Origin of the sequence: Corallococcus interemptor, assembly GCF_003668875.1 — a bacterium.
In the GTDB taxonomy this organism is placed as follows: Bacteria; Myxococcota; Myxococcia; order Myxococcales; family Myxococcaceae; genus Corallococcus; species Corallococcus interemptor.
The window spans coordinates 1-21,939 of record NZ_RAWM01000148.1; the positions used below are offsets into that span (position 1 = coordinate 1).

Genomic DNA, 21,939 nt, shown 5'->3' on the forward strand with positions numbered 1-21,939 from the left:
CGCTCCTCGCGCGCGCCGTCCGGCCCCCGCCCCAACGCCGCGCGCGAGGAGCGCGTGCGCATGACGCCGCTGCGCAAGCGCGTGGCCGAGCGCCTGCTCCAGGCCCAGTCCAACGCCGCCCTGCTCACCACCTTCAACGAGGTGGACATGGGCGAGGTGATGGCGCTCCGCAAGAAGTACAACGACAAGTTCCAGGCGAAGCACGGGGTGAAGCTCGGGTTCATGAGCTTCTTCATCCGCGCGTCCGTGGAGGCCCTCAAGGCGTTCCCGCAGATCAACGCGGAGATCGACGGCGAGGACGTCATCTTCAAGCACTACTACGACATCGGCGTGGCCGTGAGCGGCAGCCGTGGCCTGGTGGTGCCGGTGGTGCGTGACGCGGACAAGATGTCGCTCGCGGACCTGGAGAAGACGGTCGGTGACTACGGCGGCCGTGCGCGCAACGACAAGCTGACGATGGCGGACCTCACCGGCGGCACGTTCACCATCACCAACGGCGGCATCTTCGGCTCCATGCTGTCCACGCCCATCCTGAACCCGCCGCAGACGGGCATCCTGGGCATGCACAACATCGTGGAGCGCCCCGTGGCCCGTGACGGCCAGGTGGTCATCCGGCCCATCATGTACATCGCCCTCACGTACGACCACCGCCTGGTGGACGGCCGGGAGGCGGTGCAGTTCCTCGTGCGCGTGAAGGAGTGCATCGAGGACCCCGAGCGCCTGCTGCTCGACATCTGACCTACCCCTCCACACATGGCGGTGTGGGGGTCGCAAGTCGGGCAATCCCGGCGGGCCGGCTGGACTTCCAGTCGGCCCTTTCACTACAAATAGCCTGTCTCCCCGGTCGTCGGGCAGAACGGGTGGCCTTCCCCACGGCTGCCCCGCAAACGCAAGGAAGCGCAATGGCAACTGGTACCGTGAAGTGGTTCAACGACGCGAAGGGCTTCGGCTTCATCACCCAGGACGGCGGCGGCGAGGACGTGTTCTGCCACCACACCGCCATCAACATGGATGGTTTCCGCACCCTGGCCGAGGGCCAGAAGGTGGAGTTCGAGGTCACCAAGGGTCCGAAGGGCCTGCAGGCGCAGAACGTCCGCGCGGCGTGAAGTGACGCGTCTCAGCCATTCCTCACGGACTGGTTGAAGCAACAGAGGCCCGGCCCCGTGAAGGGAACCGGGCCTCTGCCTTTTCAGGGCATCGCGCCGCGCGCGGCCTACTTCTTCAGGGTCTGCTCGAAGTGGGAGATGACGCGCTCGTACTGGCGCTCGGTGACGACCGGATCCGGCACCATGTGCGTGAGGCCGGACAGGGGCAGCAGCTGGTGCGGCTTGCCCGCGCGGAACAGCGCATCCGACAGCTTCAGCGTGTGGAAGAAGTACACGTTGTCGTCCGCGGTGCCGTGGATGAGCAGCAGCGCGCCAATGGGGCTGTCCTTCTTCGCGTACGTCAGCAGGCTGCTGACCTCGTAGGCCTGGGGGCTCTCTTCCGGCAGGCCCAGGTAGCGCTCGGTGTAGTGCGTGTCGTAGTCGCGCCAGTCCACCACCGGGGCGCCGGACACCGCGGCCTTGAAGAAGTCCGGGCGCTTCAGCGCGGCCAGCGCCGCCATGTAGCCGCCGAAGCTCCAGCCGGTGATGCCCACGCGGGAGAGGTCCATCTCCGGCACTTCCTTGGCCAGCGCCTGCACCGCCTCAATCTGATCATCCAGGGTGATGGTGGCGAAGTCGTGCTTCACGGCGCGGTTCCAGCCGGAGGTGCGCAGCGGGGTGCCGCGCCCGTCCACCTTCACCACGAGGAAGCCGTGGTCCGCGAACCACTGGCTGAGCAGGTGCGCGGCCATGGACTGGTGCACCACGGTGACGGTGGGGCCCGCGTAGACCTCCACGATGACGGGCAGCTTCTGGCCGGGCTTGAAGTCGCGCGGCTTCACCAGGGACGTCCAGAACTTCTTCGGGCCCACCTGGCGGACCTCGAAGTTCGGCGTGAAGGAGGGCTCCTGCGCCACCTCCGGCAGCTCGCCCAGCTTCGTGCCGTCGCCCTTGAGCACCACGGTGCGAGGCATGGCCTTGGGGCCCTGCGTGTTGAGGACGACGAGGCCGCCGTTCTTGGACACGAGGCCGTTCTCCACGGCGGGACCGCTGGTGCCCGTGGCCACCTTCTCCGGAGCGCCGCCGGCCTTCACGCGCCACAGGTGGCTCTCCGTGGGGTTCGGGTCGCCGGTGAAGAAGAGCGTCTTGTCCGCTTGAACGAAGCGCGCCAGGTTGCGGTAGCCCGCGTCCGGCTTCACCACGGAGCGGTCCAGCTCACCGCTGGCCTTGCGCAGCTCCACCTCCGGGCCGCCGTTGCGCTCGGTGTACCAGAGGAAGCCGGAGCCATCCTCCAGCCACAGCGGGTAGTCCTGGGCCAGCTCCACCCAGGCGTTGTCCTTCTCCGTGAGGAGCACGCGCGTCTTGCCCGTGGCGGGGTCCACCGCCAGCACCTGCTCCTCCGTCTGGAGCCGGTTCTGCACGACGAGGGTCAGCGGCCCGCCCTTGTCCCACTTCACCGTGGCCAGGTACGGGTACTTCTGCGCGTCCCACTGCGCCCACACCGTCTTGCCGCCGGAGACAGGCGTGACGCCCAGGCGCACCTTGGCGTTGGCCTTGCCGGGGCGCGGGTACGGGAAGATCTCCCCGCCCTTCTCCGGGTGCATCACGTCCACGATGGTGAGCTTCTCCACGTCGGACGTGTCGGACTCCGTGTACGCGATGGACTTCGAGTCCGGGCTCCACCAGTAGCCGGAGAAGCGGCTCATCTCCTCCTGCGCGACGAACTCCGCCAGGCCGTGCGTCTTCTGCGCCGTGCCGCCCTGCGTGACGCGCTTCTCCTGGTTGGCGGCCAGGTCCACCCGGTAGACGTCGTTGTCACGGACGTACGCCACCTGCTTGCCGTCCGGGGACAGGCGCGGGTCGATGACGCCCGGGCCCGTCTTCAGCTCCGTCGACTTCCCCGTCGCGCGGTCCACGACGTAGAGCCGGCCGGAGAGGGGCACCAGCAGCTGCGTGCCGTCCTCGGAGAGGCTGTAGGACGTGAAGCCCCGGGCGCTGACGCGCATGCGCTCACGGCGGGCCTTCTCCTCGGCGGACAGCGTCTCCTCGGCGCCCTTGAGCAGGGCCTCCGGGGTGAGCAGCTCCCGCGCCTGACCGCCGGCCACGTCGAACGCGTAGAGCATCTGCACGTTGGACGTGGGGGACGTGCGCAGGAAGAGGACGGACTTCTCGTCCGGGGTGATGCGCGTGCCCACCGGGCGCCCGCTCTGGAAGCGGCGCGTTTCGGCGTACTGGCGCAGGAAGGTGTCCGGCTGCTTTTGCGAAGGGGCCATGGCGGAGGGTTTGCGCTCCTGGGCGATGGAGGGTGCGCTGCTCATGAGGAGAAGCGCGGCGGCGGTAAGGACCTGACGCATGCGTAGCTGAATCCCCGCGCGGGGCGGGGCTCCTTTCGCGGGAAGGTGCGGGCAAGCCTACACTCCGGCCGCCGCGCGGCCCCCTCAACGTCCGGCCCGGGGGCGGATTCCCACCGGAAGCGGACAGGTGCCGGGCGGGGCCCCCCGCTACTTCAGGTTCTGCCGGAAGTGGGCGATGACGCGCTCGTACTGACGCTCCGTGACGAGCGGGTCCGCCACCATGTGCGTCAGGCCGGACAGGGGCAACAGCTGGTGCGGCTTGCCCGCGCGGAAGAGGGCATCCGACAGCTTCAGCGCGTGGAAGAAGTACACGTTGTCGTCCGCGGTGCCGTGAATCACCAGCAACGCTCCGATGGGCCCCTCCTTCTTCGCGTACGTCAGCAGGCTGCTCACGTCGTAGGCCTGGGGGCTGTCTTCCGGCAGGCCCAGGTAACGCTCGGTGGCGTGGGTGTCGTAGTCGCGCCAGTCCGTCACCGGCGCGCCCGCGACACCGGCCTTGAAGAAGTCCGGGCGCTTCATCACGGCGAGCGCGGACATGTAGCCTCCGAAGCTCCAGCCAAAGATGCCCACACGGGAGAGGTCCATCTCTGGCACCTGCTTCGCCAGCGCCTGCACGGCTTCAATCTGATCATCCAGGGTGATGGTGGCGAAGTCGCCCTTCACCGCACGGTTCCACTCGGCGGTGCGCAGCGGCGTGCCGCGTCCGTCCACGCGCACCACGAGGAAGCCCTGATCCGCCATCCACTGGTCGAGCAGGTGCGCGGCCATGGACTGATGCACCACCGTGACGATGGGGCCGCCGTAGATGTCCACGATGACGGGCAGCTTCTGGCCGGGCTTGAAGTCGCGCGGCTTCACCAGCGAGGTCCAGAACTTCTTCGGGCCCACCTGGCGCACCTCGAAGTCCGGCGTGAAGGGAGGCTCCTGGGCGATGGAGGGCAGTTCGCCCACCAGCATGCCGTCGCCCTTGAGCACCAGCGTGCGCGGCAGGGTCCTGGGGCTCTGCCGGATGAGGACGACGAGGCCCCCGTTCTTGGAGACGAACCCGTGCTCCTCCGCGGGGCCCCGCGTGCCGGTGGCCACTCGCTCCGGCTGTCCACCGACCTTCACGCGCCACAGGTGGCTCTCCGTGGGGTTCGGGTCGCCATTGAAGTAAAGCGTCCGGTCCGCGTGCACATACTGGGTGAGGCTCCGGAATCCAGCGCCCGGCTTCACCACGGAGCGATCCAGCTCTCCGTTGGCCTTGCGCAGCTCGACCTCCGAAGCGCCGTTGCGCTCGGTGTACCAGAGGAAGCCGGAGCCATCCTCCAGCCACAGTGGGAACTCCTGGTGCAGGTTGATCCACGCCGCGTCCTTCTCCGTGAGGAGCACGCGCGTCCTGCCCGTGGCGGGGTCCACCGCGAGCAGCTGCTCCTCCGTCTGGAGCCGGTTCTGCACGAGCAACGTCAACGGCCCGCCCTTGTCCCACTTCACCGTGGCCAGGTACGGGTACTTCCGCGCGTCCCACTGCGCCCACACCGTCTTGCCGCCCGTGACGGGCGTGATGCCCAGGCGAACCTTGGCGTTGGCCCTGCCCGCGCGCGGATAGGGGAACGTCGCGCCGGGCTGCTCCGGGTGCATCACGTCCACGACGGTGAGCTTCTCCACGCCGGACGTGTCGGACTCCGTGTACGCGATGGACTTCGAGTCCGGGCTCCACCAGTAGCCGGAGAAGCGGTTCATCTCTTCTTGAGCAACGAACTCCGCCAGGCCGTGCGTCTTGTCCGCCGTACCGCCCTGCGTGACGCGCTTCTCCTGGTTGGCCTTCAGGTCCACCCGGTACACGTCGTTGTCACGGACGTACGCGACCTGCTTGCCGTCCGGAGACAGGCGCGGGTCGATGACGCCCGGGCCCGTCTTCAGCTCCGTCGACTTCCCCGTCGCCGGGTCCACGACGTAGAGCCGTCCGGAGAGGGGCACCAGCAACTGCGTGCCGTCCTCGGAGAGGCTGTAGGACGTGAAGCCCCGGGCGCTGACGCGCATGCGCTCGCGGCGGGCCTTCTCCTCGGCGGACAGCGTCTCCTCCGCGCCCTTGAGCAGGGCTTCGGGCGTGAGCAGTTCCCGCGGCTGACCGCTGGCCACGTCGAACGCGTAGAGCATCCGCACGTTGGACGTGGGGGACGTGCGCAGGAAGAGGACGGACTTCTCGTCCGGGGTGATGCGCGCACTCACGGGCCGTCCGTTCATGAACCGGCCCGTCTCCGCGTACTGGCGCAGGAAGGATGATGACTCCTGGGCCAGGACGGGCATCCCCAGGAGGAGCAGCAGCGCGACGGTGACGAATGGACGCATGCGTGATTGAACCCCGAGGGACGGGGCTCCTTTCGCGGCAGGATGGACACCCCCTGAACGCCAGAGCCTGGAAGGGATTTCGTCCCGAATGAATTCGAAAAATGACGACGCCCTGCGCCATCTGCGCCTCGCGGGCGTGGTGCGGCTGGGCCTGGGTGGAGGCCGGGGGCCAACGGATGCCTATGTGTTCGACCCGCATCGGCTCGCGCTGCCCGCGTGGGCGTGTGCCCTGGGCGACGCGGGGCCCCCTGCCCTGCTCGTCACGCTGGACCGGCACCTGGACATCGTCGTGCCGGAGCACCCCGGGGACATGCCGGACCGCTCCGCGGGCCTGCGTGCGCTGGACGAACACGCGCGCTGGCGCCTGGACGTGCGCAACTACGACCACATCGTCGCGGCGATGGAGGCGAACCTCGTGGGCGACGCGCTCATCATCGCGCGCACGCGTCCCCGGGGCTCCTTCCCTGGCGACACCTACGTGGACACGCGCGGCCGCTCGCACCGCATCGTCACGGTGACGACCGTGGACCGCGCGGCGGAGGCGTTCCTGCATCCCGGTCCCACGGACGCGGTGCGCGACGTGCTGGAGGCCGCGTCCGCCGTGCTGCTGGACGTGGACCTGGACTGCTTCACCAGCCTGAGCGACGCGGACCCCACCACCGTGCTGCCGTGGCCCAAGTCCGTCATCCGTGAGTTCCTGCTGCCCCCGGACTCGGAGCCCTTCTGGGACGCGGTGCTGGGCAAGGCGGTGGCGCTGACGCTCGCGCGCGAGCCGCATCACTGCGGTGGGCTGCTCGCGTCCGGGGAGCTGTTCCGCGACGTGGCGGACGTTCTCTTCCGGGAACTGCTGCGCGTCGAACCGCCCTGACATTGCCCGGAAGCTAGAGTTCCGCTCCCCATGTCCCAGTTCCACGTCCCGGGTAGACCTCACCGCCCTCGCGGATCGGCTGTCAATGTCCGGATGGCGCACGCAGCCGTCATCGCGTGGATACTGCTTGTGGCAACAGGCTGCGCGGCGTCCCGGATCGTGCGGCTCAGCACGGGCCGAGGCCCCACCCGTGTCCACGCGCCGCAACGGGACATCCGGCCCCCGACGCTGGGTGAAGACGCCTTCGTGGCCACGGTCGCGGACCTCGCACGCACCGCGCCTGTTTCCATGCATCCGAGGGAAACGGCTCTGCGGCTGCTGGCTGCTTCCCTCCCATCACGTCCATACGCCCATGTGCGTGGACACCTGGGGCTCATCTCCGTGCAGGAGCCAGGACGAGGACACCTCCGGCTCACCGAGGCTCCAGCTGAAGCGCTGACAGCGGCGTATGGCCGATGGTGCAAGCGCAAGGCTCTCTCCGGTGACTGCCTTCACCTGCTGGAGCGAGGGCCCACTCTGGACGAGGACGGCAAGCGCACGCTGGCTTTCTCCATCGCGTTGGACTCGGTGTGGGACGAAACGGAGGACGCGCTGCGGGGAATGACGGACCGCGAGGCGGTGCTCTCGATGATCGTCACGACCGGCGCCCTGTACCTGGGCTTGTGGCTGTTGCCCGAGCCCGTTTCCAAGGGCATCGCGGCGACGATGACAGCGGTGCTCATCGCCTACCTGGGCGTCGACACGGTGTGGAGCCTCATCCACGGATGGATACAGCTCGCGGAAGCGGTGGCGGAGGCCACGACCTTCGATGCACTCCGGGATGCGGGTGAGGAGTACGGCAGGGTGATGGGAGAGAACGCCGCGCGGGCCTTCGTCATGCTGGCCACGGCGGCACTGGGCAGCACCGCGGAGACATTGGCCGCGAAAGTGCCCGCGCTGCCCGGTTCGGCGCAGGCCTCACTCGTGGGCGTGGCCCAAGGAGGCTTCCGGCTGGGAGCGGTCGCGGAGGTGCACTCCGTCGCGGTGTCCACGACGGGGGACATCCTCCTCACGCTGGCGCCGGGCGCGGTGGCGGCGGGTGGGCCCGTGGACGTGCCGGGACCGAAGCACCACATCGCGTCCGACAAGTTCAGCACGTCCACCGCGAACGGAGGCCCGTGGACGCCACGCTACCAACAACTCTTCGACAAGGCGGGCATGTCCCTGAATGACGCTGAGAACCAGGTTCACGTTCCGGGGCACAGGGGGCCACATCCGCAGGAGTACCACGAGGAGGTCTTCGAACGGTTGAGGCTCGCGACCAGCACATGCCGGACGATTCAGCAGTGCCGGGTCGACCTGACGGAGGCGCTGAGGCTCCTCGCGAAGGAGCTCACCACGGAGAACTCCTGGCTCAACAAGCTGGTCACCCGGAGTGGTGGATGAGGCAGGATGCCCGTGTGACGCCTCGGTACTTCAAGCTCACGGACGATGTAACACTCCCCGGCCGATGGGAGCTTGGGACGCCCGTGGATGCCCAGGGCCAGGACCACGGCTCCTGGCTGTTCATGCAAGGCAGTCCCGCGCATGTGGAGGGGACGCTGCGCGTTCCGGCCTACGCGCGGGGAAGAGCGCTCGACTTCTCGCTCGCGGATGCCGGTGCGGTCCCCGTCGTTTCCCAGCGCGTCGCGGAGTTGCTGTCCCGACTGGCTCCCGGGGACGTGGAGCTGTTTCCGGTTGCGCTGGATGACACCCCGGACCCGTACTTCCTCGTCAACGTCGTGCGCGTCATGAAGTGCATCGACGACACAGCTTCAGGCGAGGTTCGCTACTGGATGCCGGAGGATGGAAGGCCCGAGCGGGTCGGCACCTATCAAGCGGTTCATCGGCTGCGCATCGACCCGGCCAAGGCAGGGGACGCGAAGGTCTTCCGCACCTGGGGCTGGCTCATCGCGCTCATCGTCTCCGAGGACATCAAGCTCGCGCTGGAAGCCATCGGCGCCACGGGGGTGCAGTTCAAGGATGTGTCCCCGCAGCGCTGAAGCTCCGGAGCCGCGTCAGGGAGAGTCGAGGAACGAGGGCCGGTACTCCGTCACCTGCCCGCTGCTGAGCGACAGGCGGCTGCCCACGGGCGGCCGGTCGCCGTTGAGCACGTAGCCGAAGTCGATGCGGAACGGGAACACGTTGAACTGCGGGAACAACAGCCGCAGGCCCACGCCCACGGTGGTCACCATCTCCGGCCGCTTGTTGAACGCGCTGCCGGAGTCCAGGAAGAACACCCCACCCAGGTGCACCGTGCGCACGACCACGGGCGCGGTGCGGTACTCCAGGTTCACCAGCAACAGCCGCTTGCCGGAGTACGCATCCACCGCCGCGCCGCGCAGGCCGTTGCTGCCGCCCAGCAGGCTCACGCGCTCCGACAGGTCGTCGATGTTCACGTCCAAAAGGCCGCGCGCCACGAAGCGTCCGCCCAGCACGCGCGGCGACACCTGCACCAGCTCCGCGGCCCAGCGTCGGTTCGTCCACCCCTCCTTCGCGCCGGGCGTCCGCGCGCTGAACTGCTGGCGGATGGACGCGGCCGCGGACGCGGTGGTGAGCGCATCCCCCCAGTGCACGCGGTAGCGCAGCGACAGCCCCCCTTCCGCGAAGTGCGCGGCGGACGGGAACACCGGCGGCGCGTAGCGCAGCGTGGCCAGCACCGAGTGCCCCAGCTGGAAGTCCTCCGACAGCGTGTACGAGTCCACGTTGCGAAGGACGGCGTAGCGGGCCTCGAAGGCGCTCAAGGAGAAGTTCGTGTACCCCGCGTCCTCCGCGCGCGGCAGGTAGTTGCGCCGGAACCAGTCCGCCTGCGCGTCGCTGAGCTGCGACGCCACGGGCGCGGCGTAGGCGTAGTGGTACGCCCCCGCTCCCATGCCCACGTTCCACTTGTAGCGCTGCCCGTAGGAGCGCGTGTACGTCGCGCCCGCCGCCACCTCGCGTGCGTTGTAGACGTACGGCACCGGGTCGCCGTCCGGGAACGGGAGCTGCCAGATGTCCGCGCCCCGGAACTGCCGCGCGGTCTCCACGTTCCACGCCACGGACGTGCTCAGGCTCCACGGCGTGGCCAGCGAATACAGCGGCCGGCTCACCACGAGGCTCCCGCGCGAGCCCTCCGCGCGGCCCGTGTCGCGGTTGATCAGCACCGCGGCGGACTCCGTCAGCGACCAGCGGCTGCCCAGCACGCGCCGGTCCGTGTAGCTCTGGCCGAAGCTGAACGTGTCCAGGCGCATGATGAAGTCCAGCGCCACCTTCTTGCCGCGCCCCAGGAAGTTCTGCTCCGTGCCCTGGAGGCGCAGGTAGAGCAGCAGCGAGCCCACGGCGGAGAACTCGTTGTTGAGCCGCAGCGACCACAGGTCCTTGGTCACCAGGAGCAGCGCGACCTTGTCCGGTGCGCTGCCCTTCACCGGCACCGCGCGCACGACGGAGAACAGGCCCAGCTTGCGCAGGTTGCGCACCGACTCCGCGACCAGGGTCGCCGAGTACGGCTGCCCCGGAGAAATCAGCACCTCCTGGCGGACGACTTCGTCGCGGGTGCGGACGTGGAAGATGTTGAGCAGCGATGGATACGGATCCATCGGCGCCACCACCTCCTCCGCGGCGACGAGCACCTCTTCCAACTGCTTGCCCTCGGGCTCGGGCTCCACCTGGCGCTCGACCTCGCCCAGGCCCCAGGCGATGAGCGCCTCCTCGTAGTTCTTCGTGCTCGCGTCCTCGGCGGGGAGCACCGGCGGCTGCGGGCCCTCCTTCCCCACCGGGACCTCCTCCGAGCGCGGCGGCGCGGCGACCTCCGTGTTGGACACGCCTGACGGTTTGACGTCCGGCGAGCGCACGGGCGCATCCGCCGGCGCGACGTCCTGGGGCTTGCCTGCTCCGGCTTCAGGGGCGACCTGTCCCCCCATCGCGGCGAGCACGGTGACCAGCAGGACGGGCAGTGAGAGCGGCACGCGCGCATCCTGTCATGCGCGGGGCCTGCCGCCAGCCCCACTCACGTCAGCGCGGTGCGCAGGTCCCCGGGGCGGGCCATGGGCAGCTTCTGCCCCTTCGCGATGGCCGCCACGATGCGGGCCAGCTGCTCCACCCCGTCCGACAGCGCCGCCGGTCCCGGCTGGAGGATGTATGAGCTGCGCACTTCGTAGAGCTGATCATCCACCACCGCCCGCACGCCGGCCCAACCCGGCCGGGAGGCGATCTTCTCGCGCCTGGCCTTGCGCCCGCACCAGCTGGCGATGACGCCCTCCGGGTCGCGCCGGGCCACCTCCTCCGGGTCGAAGATGCGGCCCTTCGCCCCCTGCGACGCGCGCGACTCCTGGCACACGTCCACCCCACCCACCACCTCCACCAGCTCCGAACACCAGCGGATGCCGGAGATGAGCGGCTCGTGCCACTCCTCGAAGAAGATGCGCGGCCGCCTCGGCAGCGACTGCGCCGCGTCCGAGTGGCGCTCCAGGTTCTTCTCCAGCTCCAGCGCCAGCGCCTCCGCTGCTTCCGCGCGGCCCACCAGCGCCCCGGTCAGCCGCACCGCCTGCAATATCTCCGCGAGCGAGCGCTGGTTGAACAGGTACACGGGCACCCCGCGCTTGCACAGCTCCCGGCCGATGTCCGCCTGCAGGTCGCTGAAGCCCAGCACCAGGTCCGGCTTCAGCTCCAGGATCCGCTCGAAGTTCGCGTCCAGGAACGAGCTGACCCGGGGCTTCTTGCGCGCCTCCGGAGGCCGCACCGTGAACCCCGACACGCCGACGACCAGGTCCCCCGCGCCAATGCGGTAGAGCACCTCCGTCGTCTCCTCCGTCAGGCACACCACCCGCCGCGGATGGCGCGGCGCCGACGACAACAGCGCGGACAGCTGGGCATTCATGCGGGAAACCCTAACCCGCCCACGCCCCGGGCACCCGGGATGACGCGACGCACCACCCTCCGCGAACTGTGCGGCAACGGACGCTGATTTCCTCGTTTTCCGCCCCCACCGGGGGACGTGGCAGCACGGGAAGTGCGGGAGGGCGAGCGCGCGGCGCGGGCCGGAAACCCGGGGCCGGCGGGCGGCGATGATAGCGGCACGTCTCTTGGGCGGTTTCCGAAGGCGGTGCTAGGCTCCGCCGGGTCCGAAACGACGTATGCGGTCCTTCTCCAAGCCTTGGGGGAACACATGATCGAAAGCGACGCCCGCCGCCAGGGCGCGCCCGCCGACGTGCCGGATCCCCTGCTCGGGCGGATCCTCAACGAGCGCTTCCGCATCCTGGAGACGCTTGGCGCCGGAGGCATGGGCCGCGTCTACAAGGCCATGCAGGCCCCGTTGGACCGGCTGGTGGCGCTCAAGGTCCTCAACCCGCAGTACAGCGGCGAGGGCAAGGACCCGGGCTTCCAGAAGCGCTTCTTCCTGGAGGCCAGCGTCACCGCGAAGCTGCGCCATCCGAACACCGTCACCGTCATCGACTACGGCAAGACGGAAGACGGCATCTACTACATCGCGATGGAGTACCTGGAGGGGCTGACGCTGTCGCAGCTGCTCACCCAGGAAGGGCCGCTGCCGTGGGAGCGCGCGCTCACCATCGGGCAGCAGGTGGCCCGCTCGCTGCGCGAGGCGCACAAGGTCGGTCTCATCCACCGCGACCTCAAGCCCGCCAACGTGATGATCCTCAACCAGGAGGCGGACCACGACGTGGTCAAGGTCCTGGACTTCGGCCTGGTGAAGTCCTTCGTGGGGGACGCCGCCATGAAGGAGGACACCACCCTCACGCAGGCGGGCGTCATCCTGGGCTCGCCGCAGTACATGGCGCCGGAGCAGGCGCGCAACATCGCGGATCCGCGCAGCGACGTGTACAGCCTGGGCGTGGTGCTCTACCAGGTGCTGATGGGCCGGCCGCCCTTCCAGGCGGCGCAGAGCATCGACGTCATCGTCAAGCACATCAACGACCCGCCGCCCCCCTTCCACACCGTGTGGCCGGACCACAACGTGCCCGCGGAGGTGGAGGCGCTGGTGATGAAGTGCCTGGCCAAGCGCCCCGTGGACCGCTACGCGTCCATGGACGCCGTGCTCCAGGGCATGCGCACCGCCGCGTCCGCGTCCGGCGTCAGCGGCGTCTTCACCACCCGCACCGGCCTCAACGCGGTGGGCTCCGGCCCCCACAGCGGTCCGCACAGCGGCATCCACACGGGGTCCCACCCCGCGCTGGGCTCCGGCCCCACCCCCGCGCCCAACACCATGGCGCTGGACATCTCCGTGGACGAGGCCGGCGGCCTCCCTCGGAAGAAGGCCGGCAAGGGCCTGGCCATCGCCCTCTTTGGCGGCTCCCTGCTCGTGGGCCTGGTCGTGGCGGGCATCGTCGTGATGCGCGGCGCCCAGAAGCCTCCGGCGGAACAGCCCATCCCGTCCGCGCCCGTGGCGAACGCGCCCGTCGCGCAGCCGCCGCCCGCGCGCGAGCCCGCCGCCGTCGCGCAGGCCCCCGCCGCCGCGCCTCACCCGGCCCCCTTGCGGCAGATCCGCTTCGACGTGGACAGCGAGCCGCAGGGCGCGGAGGTGAAGGTCAACGGCAAGGTGCGTGGCACCACCCCCGTGGTCGTCACGTACACGCCGGAGGGGCCGGGCCTCTCGGACGTGGAGGTGTCGTTCGCGCTGGACGGCTACCAGACCCTCAGCAAGGTCTACTCGGGTGAACCGGGTAGCACCGTGCCTGTTTCCATCAAGCTGACGCGCATCAAGAAGCAGGGACCCACCAGGCCCGCCAAGGCCCCGGGTTCCGCGTACAAGGACGATCCGTACCAGTGAATCCCCCGACAGCCTTCCGACGTGGAGCGCTCCTCGCGCTGTGCCTTTGCGCGACCGAGGCCCTGGCGGACGCGCGCCTCGAAGCGCGCCGCCACTTCCGCAATGGCATGAACCTCATCGAGCAGAAGCAGTTCGATGAGGGCATCGCCGAACTGGAAGCGGCTTACGACATCAAGCCGCACCCCAGCGTCCTCTACAACATCGCCCGGGCGTACCAGGACGCGGGCCGGTTCGACGAGGCGCTGGATGCGTACAAGCGCTACCTCGCCTCCAACCCGCCGGACGCCGCCAACGTGCAGGCCCAGGTGACGCGCCTGGAGGCCACGCGCCAGGCCGCGCAGGCGGAGGCCCCCGCTCCGGGCACCCAGCCCGGCACCGGGACGCAGGGCTCGGGCTCCACCACCGGCCTGCCCATGCCCCCGCCTCCGCCCACGAGCATCCAGGCCCAGCAGCAGATGGCCGCGCTCATGGAGCGGCTGGAGAAGGCCGTCGCCCGCGCGGAGTCGATGGGCGGCCAGCCCCAGGCCCCGGCGCAGCCCGCGCCCGCGCCCGGCACGGGCAACACGTCCAGCGGCAGCGCCGAGTCCGGCGACACCTCCGGCGACCAGGGCCTGGTGCCCTACGAAGAGCGCGTGGTGACGGCGAGCCGCCGCGCCCAGTCCTCGCTGGAGGCGCCCAACGCCACCACCGTCATCACCGCGGAGGACATCCGCCTGTCGGGCGCCACCACGCTGCCGGAGCTGTTGCGCCGCGTGCCCGGCGCGGACGTGATGGCCATGGGCGTGGGCAGCGCCAACGTCAGCCTGCGCGGCTTCAACCAGCGCCTGGCCAACAAGGTGCTGGTGCTGGTGGACGGCCGCACGGAGTACCAGGACTTCCTCGGCCTCACCGTGTGGGCGGGGCTGCCCATCGGCCTGGAGGAGATCGACCGCATCGAGGTCATCCGAGGCCCGGGCAGCGCGCTGTACGGCGCGAACGCGATGCTGGGCGTCATCAACATCATCACCCAGGCCCCCGGCACCGGCCGGCGCGCGCGCTTCGGCGCCATGGCGGGTGGCGGCAACACCGTGCAGGGCTCCTTCGTCAGCCACGGCCAGAACGGCGCCCTGCGCTACCGCGCGTCCGCCGCGTACCGGCAGGAGGACAAGTGGAGCCGTGACTACGAGTCCGGCCGTCCGGACTTCGCCATCCAGGGCCCCGCGGATCCGGACCTGGGGCAGCGCGGCGCCCGCGCCAACCTGTCCACCGTCTACACGTTCCAGGAGGGCCAGGCGATTGGCGTCTCCGGCGGCGTGCACCGCTACCTCACGGAGATCTACCCGCTGGGCCTCTTGCGCAACTACTACATCGACGGCCTGGGCGCGTACGCCAAGGCCGACGTGGAGCTGGGCGCGGTGAAGCTCAAGGCGTTCTGGAACCACCTGTCCGGCGACGCGGGTCCCCAGTACGAGGCCATTGGCCAGCGCTCGCTGGGCATCCAGGTGGCCTCCAACGTCTTCAACGGTGAAGCGCTGTACGCGCGCGGCTTCGAGCTGGCCGGCGAGCACCAGGTGAACATCGGCGTGGAGGGCCGCTTGAAGCGCGTGGCCTTCACCTACCTGGACGACCTGCGCGAGGAGTTCCACGCGGCGGCCTTCGTCCAGGACGACTGGCGCATCGTGCAGCCGCTGCGCCTCATCGTCAGCTACCGCGTGGACCGCCACCCGCTGCTCGACAAGGGCACCCCGGGCATTGCCCAATCGCCGCGTCTGTCCGCGGTGTTCCAGCCCATTGAAGGGCACGCCTTCCGCGCGTCCGTGGCCACCGCCTTCCGCGAGCCCACGTTCCTGGAGAGCTACACCCGGCTGCCCGTGCCCGTGCCGGGCGTCAACGGCGTGAGCCTGCTGACCACCGGCAACCGGACGCTGCGCCCGGAGCGCCTGAACGCGCTGGAGCTGGGCTGGCGCGGTGAGTCCCCGCGCCTGGGCCTGGACTGGGACGTGGCCCTCTACCAGAACACGGTGAAGGACCTCATCGCGCTGTCGCCCGTGCAGCCCCTGCCCGCCGGCGAGTCCTACGACAGCGGCAGCGGCAGCTACCTCTTGGGCCGCTCCATGTTCACCAACGAGGCCGCCATCTACACCGCGCGCGGCGTGGAGGCGGGCATCAACGTGTCCCCCATCGACGGCCTGGGCGTGAAGGCCAGCGCCGCGTACCAGCACATCAGCTCCGACCTGCCGGATGACGGCCAGTGCGGCACGTGCAGCCAGACGCCGGCCTTCCGCCTCTTCGGCGGCGTCACCTACCGCACGCGCACGGACCTGGAGTTCGGCATCGAAGCGGCGTTCACCACCTCCACCACCTGGGTGGAGCGCGAGCCCTCCGCGTCCGACCCGACGCGCGTGGACCTCATCGCCAACAACCTCCCCGCGTACACCGTCGTCAACGCCCGCGTGGGCTACACCGTGGTGAAGGACTTCGTCTCCGTGGCGCTGCAGGGCAGCCAGCTCGGTGGCGGCCACGCGGAGCACCCCTTCGGCAACCGGATTGAACGGCGCGTGTTCGCCAACCTCACGGTGACCCCATGAAGCGCGCCCTTCCCCTCCTCGCCCTCTCACTCGCGCCGCTGGTGTCCGGCGGCTGTGACGCCCCGGACGTGGTGCCCACCGCGGACGGCCGCCAGCACACGCGCTCGGCCCGCATCGAGGGCAGCCTGGTGGTGCAGTCGCGCGCGCGCGGCAACGCCATCGTGTTCATCTACGACGTGGCCAACCCGCCGCCCCCCGCGGGCGCCGGCCGCCCGCTGGCCTTCACCGTCGTCACCGCCCAGGAGCTGTTCGGCGCGTCGCTGGGGGACAACTCCACGGGCCCGTTCACCGCGCCGTTCTCCCTGAGCCTGGTGGAGCCGGGGCGCTACCTCCTGCGCGGCTTCATCGACGCGGACACCTGCCGCACCGTGCCGCAGCCCTGCCACGTGTCGGACTTCAACCCCTGGTACAGCGTCACGTCCGAGCCCAACGCGGGCGACGTGGGCGGCGGCGCGGTGGACCCCGCCACCGGCGCCACGCGCGTCCTGGAGGTCACCACGGACGCGGACGGCTGGCCCCAGCCGCTCACCGGCGTGTCCGTGTCCTTCGCGGACTCGGCGACCGTGCCCTTCGACCGGCCCGCCTTCCAGGTGGGGGAGTCGCGCGACTTCGACACGTCCTCCGGACTCAAGCTGCTGACGCTCACGCCCCAGCCGCTCACCGGCGCGGTGGACCAGCGTCCCCCGGGTTTCTGGGTGCAGCTGGGGGACGCCAACAAGGATGGCATCCCGGACGACGCCAACGCGGACGGCAAGCCGGACATCGTCTGGCCGCGCGTCATCGTGCGAAAGCTGGTGGAGGGCCCCACGGGCTACGTGGACGACACCGACGCGAACAAGGACGGCCAGCCGGATGCAGTCGTGCTGGCGGCCGGCCTGGTGCCTGATCCGCTGCTCGCCGCCCTCCTCGACGAACAGGGAAAACCCCGCCCGCAGCCCGTCTTCGTGCCGCAGCTCCCGGTGGCCATCCGCGCCCAGGCGCTGGACGCGCGAGACCCCGCCGCCCCCGTGCCGCTGACGGCCGTGCCTCCGGGCCGCTACAGCGTCACCCTGCTCCAGTCCACGGGCCAGACGTGGCGTCTGCCCAACGAGTTGGATCCGGCGCGCGCGGAGGCCGTGGGGCTGCCGGGCGTGCAGTCCCAGGCCTTCGTGCTGGACGTCCACTGAGGTCGTTTTCGCCCTCCTGAAATCGCGGCGTGGAGTCCTGGGTTGCTTTGACTTCGCCAGGCCCATCCGCGACCATGGGCGCAGCCGCTGGAGGCGTTTCCTCCCCGAGGTTTTGATTCCGATGAAGGCCGGTCCCCTCTCCGCCCCCGAAACCGCGCCGTCCCGTCCGACGGGGAGCACGCCCACGGTCCGCCCGGCCGGGGGAACCGGTCCGCAGCGGGTGCTGCTGGTGGACGACAGCCGCTCCATCCGCACGCTGCTGAAGATCTACCTCATGGCCCGCAGCTTCGAGTTCCTCGAGGCCGAGTCCGCCGAGGAAGGCCTCAAGGTCGCCGAGGCGGAGCACGTGGACCTCATCCTCACCGACTTCCACATGGACGGGATGAACGGCGCGGACTTCGCCGGGCAGATCCGCGCCAGCAGCAACGCGCGGCTGTCCAAGGTCCCCATCCTGATGATGACGGGCGACCCGAACGTGGCGGAGGTGCGCGCCCTGGGCCAGAAGGCCGGCATCAGCGCCTTCGTGCGCAAGCCCGTCAGCTGCGCGCAGCTGATGACGCTGGTGGACACCATCCTCCCGCTGCCCCGCGCCACCGCGAAGTAGCCCGCTTCAGGCCGGGCGCTCCCTCGCGAGCGCCCGCCGCTTGCGCAGCGCCTCACCCACGCGCACGGCGAAGAGCAACGCCAGGACGGCCCCGTAGAGCACCGGCTCCGTGACGTCCTTCTTCACCCGCCACACGAAGTGCACCACGCCCAGCACCGCGGCCACGTAGGCCAGCCGGTGCAGGCGCTGCCATGCCGGAAAGCCCAGCCTGCGCACCCACTTGTTCGTGGACGTGACGGCCAGCGGCACCAGCAGCACGAAGGCGGTGAAGCCCACGGTGATGAAGGGCCGGGTGAAGACGTCCTCCGCCATGGCGCGCACGTCCAGGCCCTGATCCAGCACGGAGTACGTGAGGAAGTGCGCCGCCGCGTAGGTGAAGGCCAGCAGGCCCAGCGTGCGGCGGATGCGCGCGGGCCACGTCCAGCCCGTCACCAGCCGCACCGGCGTGCACGCCAGCGACGCCATCAGCACCGCCAGCGCGAAGAGGCCCGTCTGGTTGAGGGCGAACTCGATGCCGTTGGCCCCCAGCTCGCCCCGGGCTCCCAGCACCGCGAGTTGCAGCAGCGGCGCCAGGCCTCCGACGGCGATGGCGGGGTTGAGCCAGGGGAGCTTGGAGGAGGCCATGGTTTTAGAAGTCCTGCTTCAGGTCCATGCCGCGGTAGAGGCCGGCCACCGCGTCCGCGTAGCCGTTGAAGGGCAGCGTGGGCCGGCGCGACGACTCACCGATGCGGCGCTCCGAGGCCTGGCTCCAGCGCGGGTGGTCCACCGCCGGGTTCACGTTGGCGTAGAAGCCGTACTCGCGCTTGTTGGCGAGGTTCCACGTCGTGGGCGGCCGTTCGCGCGTGAGGGTGATGCGGACAATGGACTTGATGCCCTTGAAGCCGTACTTCCACGGCACCACCAGCCGCAGCGGGGCGCCGTTCTGCGCGGGCAGCTGCTTGCCGTACAGGCCCGTGGCCAGCAGCGTCAGCGGGTGCCGGGCCTCATCCAGGCGCAGGCCTTCCACGTAGGGCCAGTCCAGCACCGGGCTCTTCTGGCCGGGCAGCTGCTCCGGGTCCTCCAGCGTGGTGAAGGCCACGTACTTCGCGAAGGACGTGGGCTGCACGCGGTCCAGGAGCTTGCCCAGGGGCAGGCCCAGCCACGGAATCACCATGGACCAGGCCTCCACGCAGCGCATCCGGTAGACGCGCTCCTCCAGCGGGAAGGCGGAGATGAGCTGATCCACGTCCACGGTCCACGGCTTGTGGACCTCCCCGTCGATGACGACGGTCCACGGCCGCGTCTTCAAGAGGTGCGCGCGGCGGGCCGGGTCGTTCTTGTCCAGGCCCAGCTCGTAGAAGTTGTTGTAGGTGGTGACGTCCTCGTAGGGCGTGCGGGGCTCGTCCGTGTCGAAGAGCCCCTGCGCGGGCGCCACGGGCTGGTCCACCGTGCCCGCGTCCGGCACGAAGCCGTCCATGGGCCGGGTGCGCTTCATGCCCAGCAGGTACAGCCCTCCGCCCACCACCGCGGCGGTGCCCGCGAACAGGCCCGCGTTCTTGAGGAACTCGCGGCGGCGCAGGTAGAGCTTCTCGGGCGTCACTTCGGAGCCGGGGGGCTCGGGAGGGAGCTTGTCGCGCATGGCTCCCTCTATAACGCTCCAGCGCCTTTTCCGGTTACCGCCGGGCGTCCTTCACCCGCCACAGCCGCCACCAGGGCGTGCCGGGGGACTGATGGTGCTCCCAGTGGTAGCCGAAGAAGAAGCACGACAGCAGGGCCCACAGGTGGTTGCGCGGCAGGGTGCGCGCATGGTGCGGCGCCATGGCCTCCGTGTCCGGACGCCGGTGCGGCAGGTACGTGCCGAAGTAGAACAGCTGCACGGTGGCCAGCACCGACGGCAGCACCCAGAAGGCCAGGATGCGCGCCTGGGGCACGCCCAGCCACAGCAGCACGTTGAACTTCAGCGCCATGACCGCGATTTGAGGCCAGGTCGTGTAGCGGACCATGAAGGCCCCGAACCACGGCCAGAACGACCGGCCCCGGGCCGCGAAGTCCGGGTCGTCGTCCCCGGTGGGGTCGGCATGGTGGGCGCGGTGGTTCACCACCAGCCGGCGGTAGGACAGCCCCGCGAAGAGGAAGCAGGCCAGCGTGCCCACCGCCGTGTTCACCCGGCGGTTCAGGGACACCGTGCCGTGCATGGCGTCATGGCCGGTGATGAAGAGGCCGGTGGACAGCCACATCTGCAGGACGACGTGCAGCCAGGGGAGCGGTGAGGCCCACGGCAGCCCGGGGCCCGCCAGCATCCACGCCAGGTGCCCGCCCCACGCGCCCACCACCGCGAGCGCGAGCACGGCGCCCCACGGGTCGGGAGGAGCGGGACGGGTGGAGGGCTCGGGCGCCATGGCTCCCTTACTGGCCATGCCCCGCCCCCCGCGCACCAAGAAAAGCGCGCGGGAGGGACAGGGTGTGGCCGGGACGCTACCTGGCGCCGGGCGTGGAGGCAGGGGCGCCGAAGTCCTTCACCAGCGACTCGGCGGTGACGTAGCGCGGCTCGATGTCCACCGGCACGTTCTTGAGCTTCTCCAGCACCTTCTGCACGGAGGGGCGCACCACGCCCTGCTTCGCGAGCAGCGCCTCCGCGGCGGTGCGGTCACCCTTCGCCTGGAGGGACATGAGCTGGTTCGTCAGCGACGTGACGGACGCCTGCATCTTGTCCGGCACCACCTCGAACGTGCCGTCCGCGTTCACCTTCACCGCGCCGGTGTCCAGGAAGTGGTTGATCTGCAGCGCGATGCCCTTGCCGTGCGCCTCGTCGATGCCGAAGCGGATGGAGCGGAACGCGGACGCGAGGAACGTCGTGTACATGGTCCGCTGCAGGTCCTTGTCCAGCGTGCCCTTGTCCACCAGCCGCTGGAGCGCCCACAGGCCGGAGATGTCCGCCTTGGCCTCTTCAATGGCGCTGGAGGACGCCTGCAGCGCCTGACGCACCGTCGTCTGCTTCCCGGCCACGGTGACGTTGTGGGGCCCCAGGCCGTGCATCAGCTCGTGCATGAGGATGTGCGTGAAGAAGGCGTCGAAGGACACGTCCTTGCGGTCCTTCGCGGGCAGCGCCACCTTCGCGATGGGCAGCAGCACGCGCTGGAACTTCGCCTCCTGGATGTTCTTGAGCATCACGCGCTTGGTGCCCTTCTCCGCCGCCACGCGCTCGTCGTTGGGCAGGTTGAAGGCCGCCGTCTGCACGCCCCGGTTGCCGTCACCGGAGGAGTAGATGCTGTTGATGACGCGGATGGGGGCCAGCGCGCCCAGCTTCGCGTTGCGCAGGCCCGGCTCGATGGGGAGGTTGTTCTCCAGCTCCTGGAGCTCCGCGCTGAACTTCGCCAGCTTCTGCGTCTCCGCGTCGTCGCGCACGCCGATGAAGGCCTCGAACGCGGCCTTGTAGTTGAACCAGCCGTCCTCGTAGACCTCGTAGGGCCCGATGGTGGGCTCCACGCTCGCGTCCAGCTCCATCCACGCGACCTCGCTCGCGTAGTAGTCGTTGGACAGGAACGCCGCCGCGCGCGTCTCCAGGAAGCGCTTCAGCGTGGGCTGCTGGGTGAGCGCCGCCGCCTCACGCAACAGCTGCGCGGCCATGGCCAGCTCGCCCTGGTACTCGACGCTGTACGGCACGCTCACGAACTTGCCGTCCGGGCCGCGGCGCAGCGTGGTGAAGAAGCCCGTGGCCGCGTGCTGCTGCGCCTCCGGCAGGCTCTTCACCCAGGCCTCCACCTCCGCCTTGGTGGCGCCGGCGGGATAGAAGTTGCCCTCGTCCGGCCTGGCCGGCACGCCCGGGATGAACGGCTTGGCCTCGTCCAGGCGGGACCAGGGGCCCTTGTTGAGCAGGAACGCGTGCAGCCGCTCCTTGCCCAGGGGGGAGGTGTCCTCCACCAGGTCCAGCAGCAGCGCCGGGTTGCCCGCCCAGGCCTGGCCCAGGAAGAGGGGGTCCATGATCTTGGCGGCCTGGAGGACCTTGGCCAGGGCGCGCTTCTCCGCGTCCGGCAGCTTGGACACGTCCACCTTGACGTCCACGGGGGCGAAGCGGGCCGTCATCCGCTTCAGGGTCGCGGCGTCGGGCAGGCGGGCGGGGGCTTCCTGGGCGGGGGCGGTGCCCGACAGGAGCAGCGCGCCAATCAGGGGCAGCAGGGTTCTGGACTTGGGCATGCCCCCTTCC

The 21,939-nt window shown here is 70.0% G+C and carries 17 protein-coding genes; 9 read left to right on the plus strand and 8 right to left on the minus strand.

What is annotated here, in order from left to right:
* Positions 1–738 (plus strand): dihydrolipoyllysine-residue succinyltransferase (sucB, locus tag D7X96_RS33560; RefSeq protein WP_121771581.1); only part of this gene is annotated, 738 nt, incomplete at its 5' end.
* Positions 739–902: 164 nt separating this feature from the next.
* Positions 903–1,106: a cold-shock protein gene (locus D7X96_RS33565; protein WP_014397260.1), complete on the plus strand. Its 204-nt coding sequence runs from the start codon at positions 903–905 to the stop codon at positions 1,104–1,106.
* A 107-nt stretch (positions 1,107–1,213) separates the two neighbouring features.
* Here D7X96_RS33565 and D7X96_RS33570 read toward each other — a convergent pair whose 3' ends face one another.
* Positions 1,214–3,439 (minus strand): S9 family peptidase, encoded by a 2,226-nt coding sequence (locus tag D7X96_RS33570; protein WP_121771582.1) that lies wholly within the window; start codon positions 3,437–3,439, stop codon positions 1,214–1,216.
* Between the two features lie 147 nt (positions 3,440–3,586).
* The gene (locus D7X96_RS33575; protein WP_370450207.1) at positions 3,587–5,728 is read right to left on the minus strand and encodes a S9 family peptidase; all 2,142 of its coding nucleotides are present in this window, start codon (positions 5,726–5,728) and stop codon (positions 3,587–3,589) included.
* 130 nt (positions 5,729–5,858) lie between these two features.
* Here D7X96_RS33575 and D7X96_RS33580 point away from each other — a divergent pair, with 130 nt between their 5' ends.
* The 3 genes from D7X96_RS33580 (at position 5,859) to D7X96_RS33590 (ending at position 8,659) form a co-directional block, all read left to right on the plus strand.
* Positions 5,859–6,638, plus strand: a complete 780-nt coding sequence (locus D7X96_RS33580) for a UPF0489 family protein (RefSeq protein WP_121724501.1) — start codon at positions 5,859–5,861, stop codon at positions 6,636–6,638.
* A gap of 93 nt (positions 6,639–6,731) precedes the next feature.
* Positions 6,732–8,063, plus strand: coding sequence for an AHH domain-containing protein (locus D7X96_RS33585; RefSeq protein ID WP_121771584.1), 1,332 nt, complete (start codon positions 6,732–6,734; stop codon positions 8,061–8,063).
* Between the two features lie 14 nt (positions 8,064–8,077).
* Entirely contained in the window at positions 8,078–8,659 is a 582-nt protein-coding gene (locus D7X96_RS33590) for an imm11 family protein (protein ID WP_120552592.1), read from the plus strand.
* Between the two features lie 15 nt (positions 8,660–8,674).
* On the opposite strand, the gene D7X96_RS33595 is transcribed toward D7X96_RS33590, so the two are convergent.
* Both D7X96_RS33595 and D7X96_RS33600 read right to left on the minus strand, forming a co-directional pair.
* A complete protein-coding gene (locus D7X96_RS33595; RefSeq protein WP_120552590.1) occupies positions 8,675–10,600 on the minus strand; it encodes a BamA/TamA family outer membrane protein in 1,926 nt (641 codons plus the stop codon).
* 41 nt (positions 10,601–10,641) lie between these two features.
* On the minus strand, positions 10,642–11,511 hold the full coding sequence (locus D7X96_RS33600) for an ABC transporter substrate-binding protein (RefSeq protein ID WP_120552591.1): 870 nt from the start codon (positions 11,509–11,511) through the stop codon (positions 10,642–10,644).
* Between the two features lie 288 nt (positions 11,512–11,799).
* Between D7X96_RS33600 and D7X96_RS33605 the strand changes: the two genes are divergently transcribed.
* From D7X96_RS33605 to D7X96_RS33620, 4 genes are all read left to right on the plus strand, one after another.
* Positions 11,800–13,419, plus strand: coding sequence for a serine/threonine-protein kinase (locus tag D7X96_RS33605; RefSeq protein ID WP_121771585.1), 1,620 nt, complete (start codon positions 11,800–11,802; stop codon positions 13,417–13,419).
* Positions 13,416–15,986: a TonB-dependent receptor plug domain-containing protein gene (locus tag D7X96_RS33610; RefSeq protein WP_199747261.1), complete on the plus strand. Its 2,571-nt coding sequence runs from the start codon at positions 13,416–13,418 to the stop codon at positions 15,984–15,986. Before D7X96_RS33605 ends, D7X96_RS33610 begins: the two co-directional genes overlap by 4 nt.
* A complete protein-coding gene (locus tag D7X96_RS33615) occupies positions 15,983–17,152 on the plus strand; it encodes a hypothetical protein (RefSeq protein WP_120553001.1) in 1,170 nt (389 codons plus the stop codon). Before D7X96_RS33610 ends, D7X96_RS33615 begins: the two co-directional genes overlap by 4 nt.
* Before the next feature lie 121 nt (positions 17,153–17,273).
* Positions 17,274–17,756: a response regulator gene (locus tag D7X96_RS33620; protein ID WP_120553002.1), complete on the plus strand. Its 483-nt coding sequence runs from the start codon at positions 17,274–17,276 to the stop codon at positions 17,754–17,756.
* 6 nt (positions 17,757–17,762) lie between these two features.
* On the opposite strand, the gene msrQ is transcribed toward D7X96_RS33620, so the two are convergent.
* Genes msrQ through D7X96_RS33640 form a run of 4 tightly spaced genes read right to left on the minus strand, consistent with a single transcriptional unit; the run spans position 17,763 to position 21,929 of the window.
* Complete coding sequence (msrQ, locus tag D7X96_RS33625) at positions 17,763–18,380, minus strand: protein-methionine-sulfoxide reductase heme-binding subunit MsrQ (protein ID WP_121725096.1); 618 nt, start codon at positions 18,378–18,380, stop codon at positions 17,763–17,765.
* Positions 18,381–18,384: 4 nt separating this feature from the next.
* Complete coding sequence (gene msrP, locus D7X96_RS33630; protein ID WP_120553004.1) at positions 18,385–19,374, minus strand: protein-methionine-sulfoxide reductase catalytic subunit MsrP; 990 nt, start codon at positions 19,372–19,374, stop codon at positions 18,385–18,387.
* Between the two features lie 34 nt (positions 19,375–19,408).
* Entirely contained in the window at positions 19,409–20,152 is a 744-nt protein-coding gene (locus D7X96_RS33635; protein ID WP_244219813.1) for a fatty acid desaturase, read from the minus strand.
* A 58-nt stretch (positions 20,153–20,210) separates the two neighbouring features.
* Positions 20,211–21,929, minus strand: coding sequence for a DUF8614 domain-containing protein (locus tag D7X96_RS33640; RefSeq protein ID WP_121771587.1), 1,719 nt, complete (start codon positions 21,927–21,929; stop codon positions 20,211–20,213).
* Positions 21,930–21,939: the final 10 nt, after the last annotated feature.

What these genes read in the sequence shown, in the direction of transcription:
- D7X96_RS33565 (WP_014397260.1), top strand. Translation starts at nt 903, where the DNA reads ATGGCAACTGGTACCGTGAAGTGGTTCAACGACGCGAAGGGCTTCGGC.
- D7X96_RS33570 (WP_121771582.1), bottom strand. Translation starts at nt 3,439, where the DNA reads ATGCGTCAGGTCCTTACCGCCGCCGCGCTTCTCCTCATGAGCAGCGCA.
- D7X96_RS33575 (WP_370450207.1), bottom strand. Translation starts at nt 5,728, where the DNA reads ATGCCCGTCCTGGCCCAGGAGTCATCATCCTTCCTGCGCCAGTACGCG.
- D7X96_RS33580 (WP_121724501.1), top strand. Translation starts at nt 5,859, where the DNA reads ATGAATTCGAAAAATGACGACGCCCTGCGCCATCTGCGCCTCGCGGGC.
- D7X96_RS33585 (WP_121771584.1), top strand. Translation starts at nt 6,732, where the DNA reads ATGGCGCACGCAGCCGTCATCGCGTGGATACTGCTTGTGGCAACAGGC.
- D7X96_RS33600 (WP_120552591.1), bottom strand. Translation starts at nt 11,511, where the DNA reads ATGAATGCCCAGCTGTCCGCGCTGTTGTCGTCGGCGCCGCGCCATCCG.
- D7X96_RS33605 (WP_121771585.1), top strand. Translation starts at nt 11,800, where the DNA reads ATGATCGAAAGCGACGCCCGCCGCCAGGGCGCGCCCGCCGACGTGCCG.
- D7X96_RS33615 (WP_120553001.1), top strand. Translation starts at nt 15,983, where the DNA reads ATGAAGCGCGCCCTTCCCCTCCTCGCCCTCTCACTCGCGCCGCTGGTG.
- D7X96_RS33620 (WP_120553002.1), top strand. Translation starts at nt 17,274, where the DNA reads ATGAAGGCCGGTCCCCTCTCCGCCCCCGAAACCGCGCCGTCCCGTCCG.
- msrQ (WP_121725096.1), bottom strand. Translation starts at nt 18,380, where the DNA reads ATGGCCTCCTCCAAGCTCCCCTGGCTCAACCCCGCCATCGCCGTCGGA.
- msrP (WP_120553004.1), bottom strand. Translation starts at nt 19,374, where the DNA reads ATGCGCGACAAGCTCCCTCCCGAGCCCCCCGGCTCCGAAGTGACGCCC.
- D7X96_RS33635 (WP_244219813.1), bottom strand. Translation starts at nt 20,152, where the DNA reads ATGGCCAGTAAGGGAGCCATGGCGCCCGAGCCCTCCACCCGTCCCGCT.
- D7X96_RS33640 (WP_121771587.1), bottom strand. Translation starts at nt 21,929, where the DNA reads ATGCCCAAGTCCAGAACCCTGCTGCCCCTGATTGGCGCGCTGCTCCTG.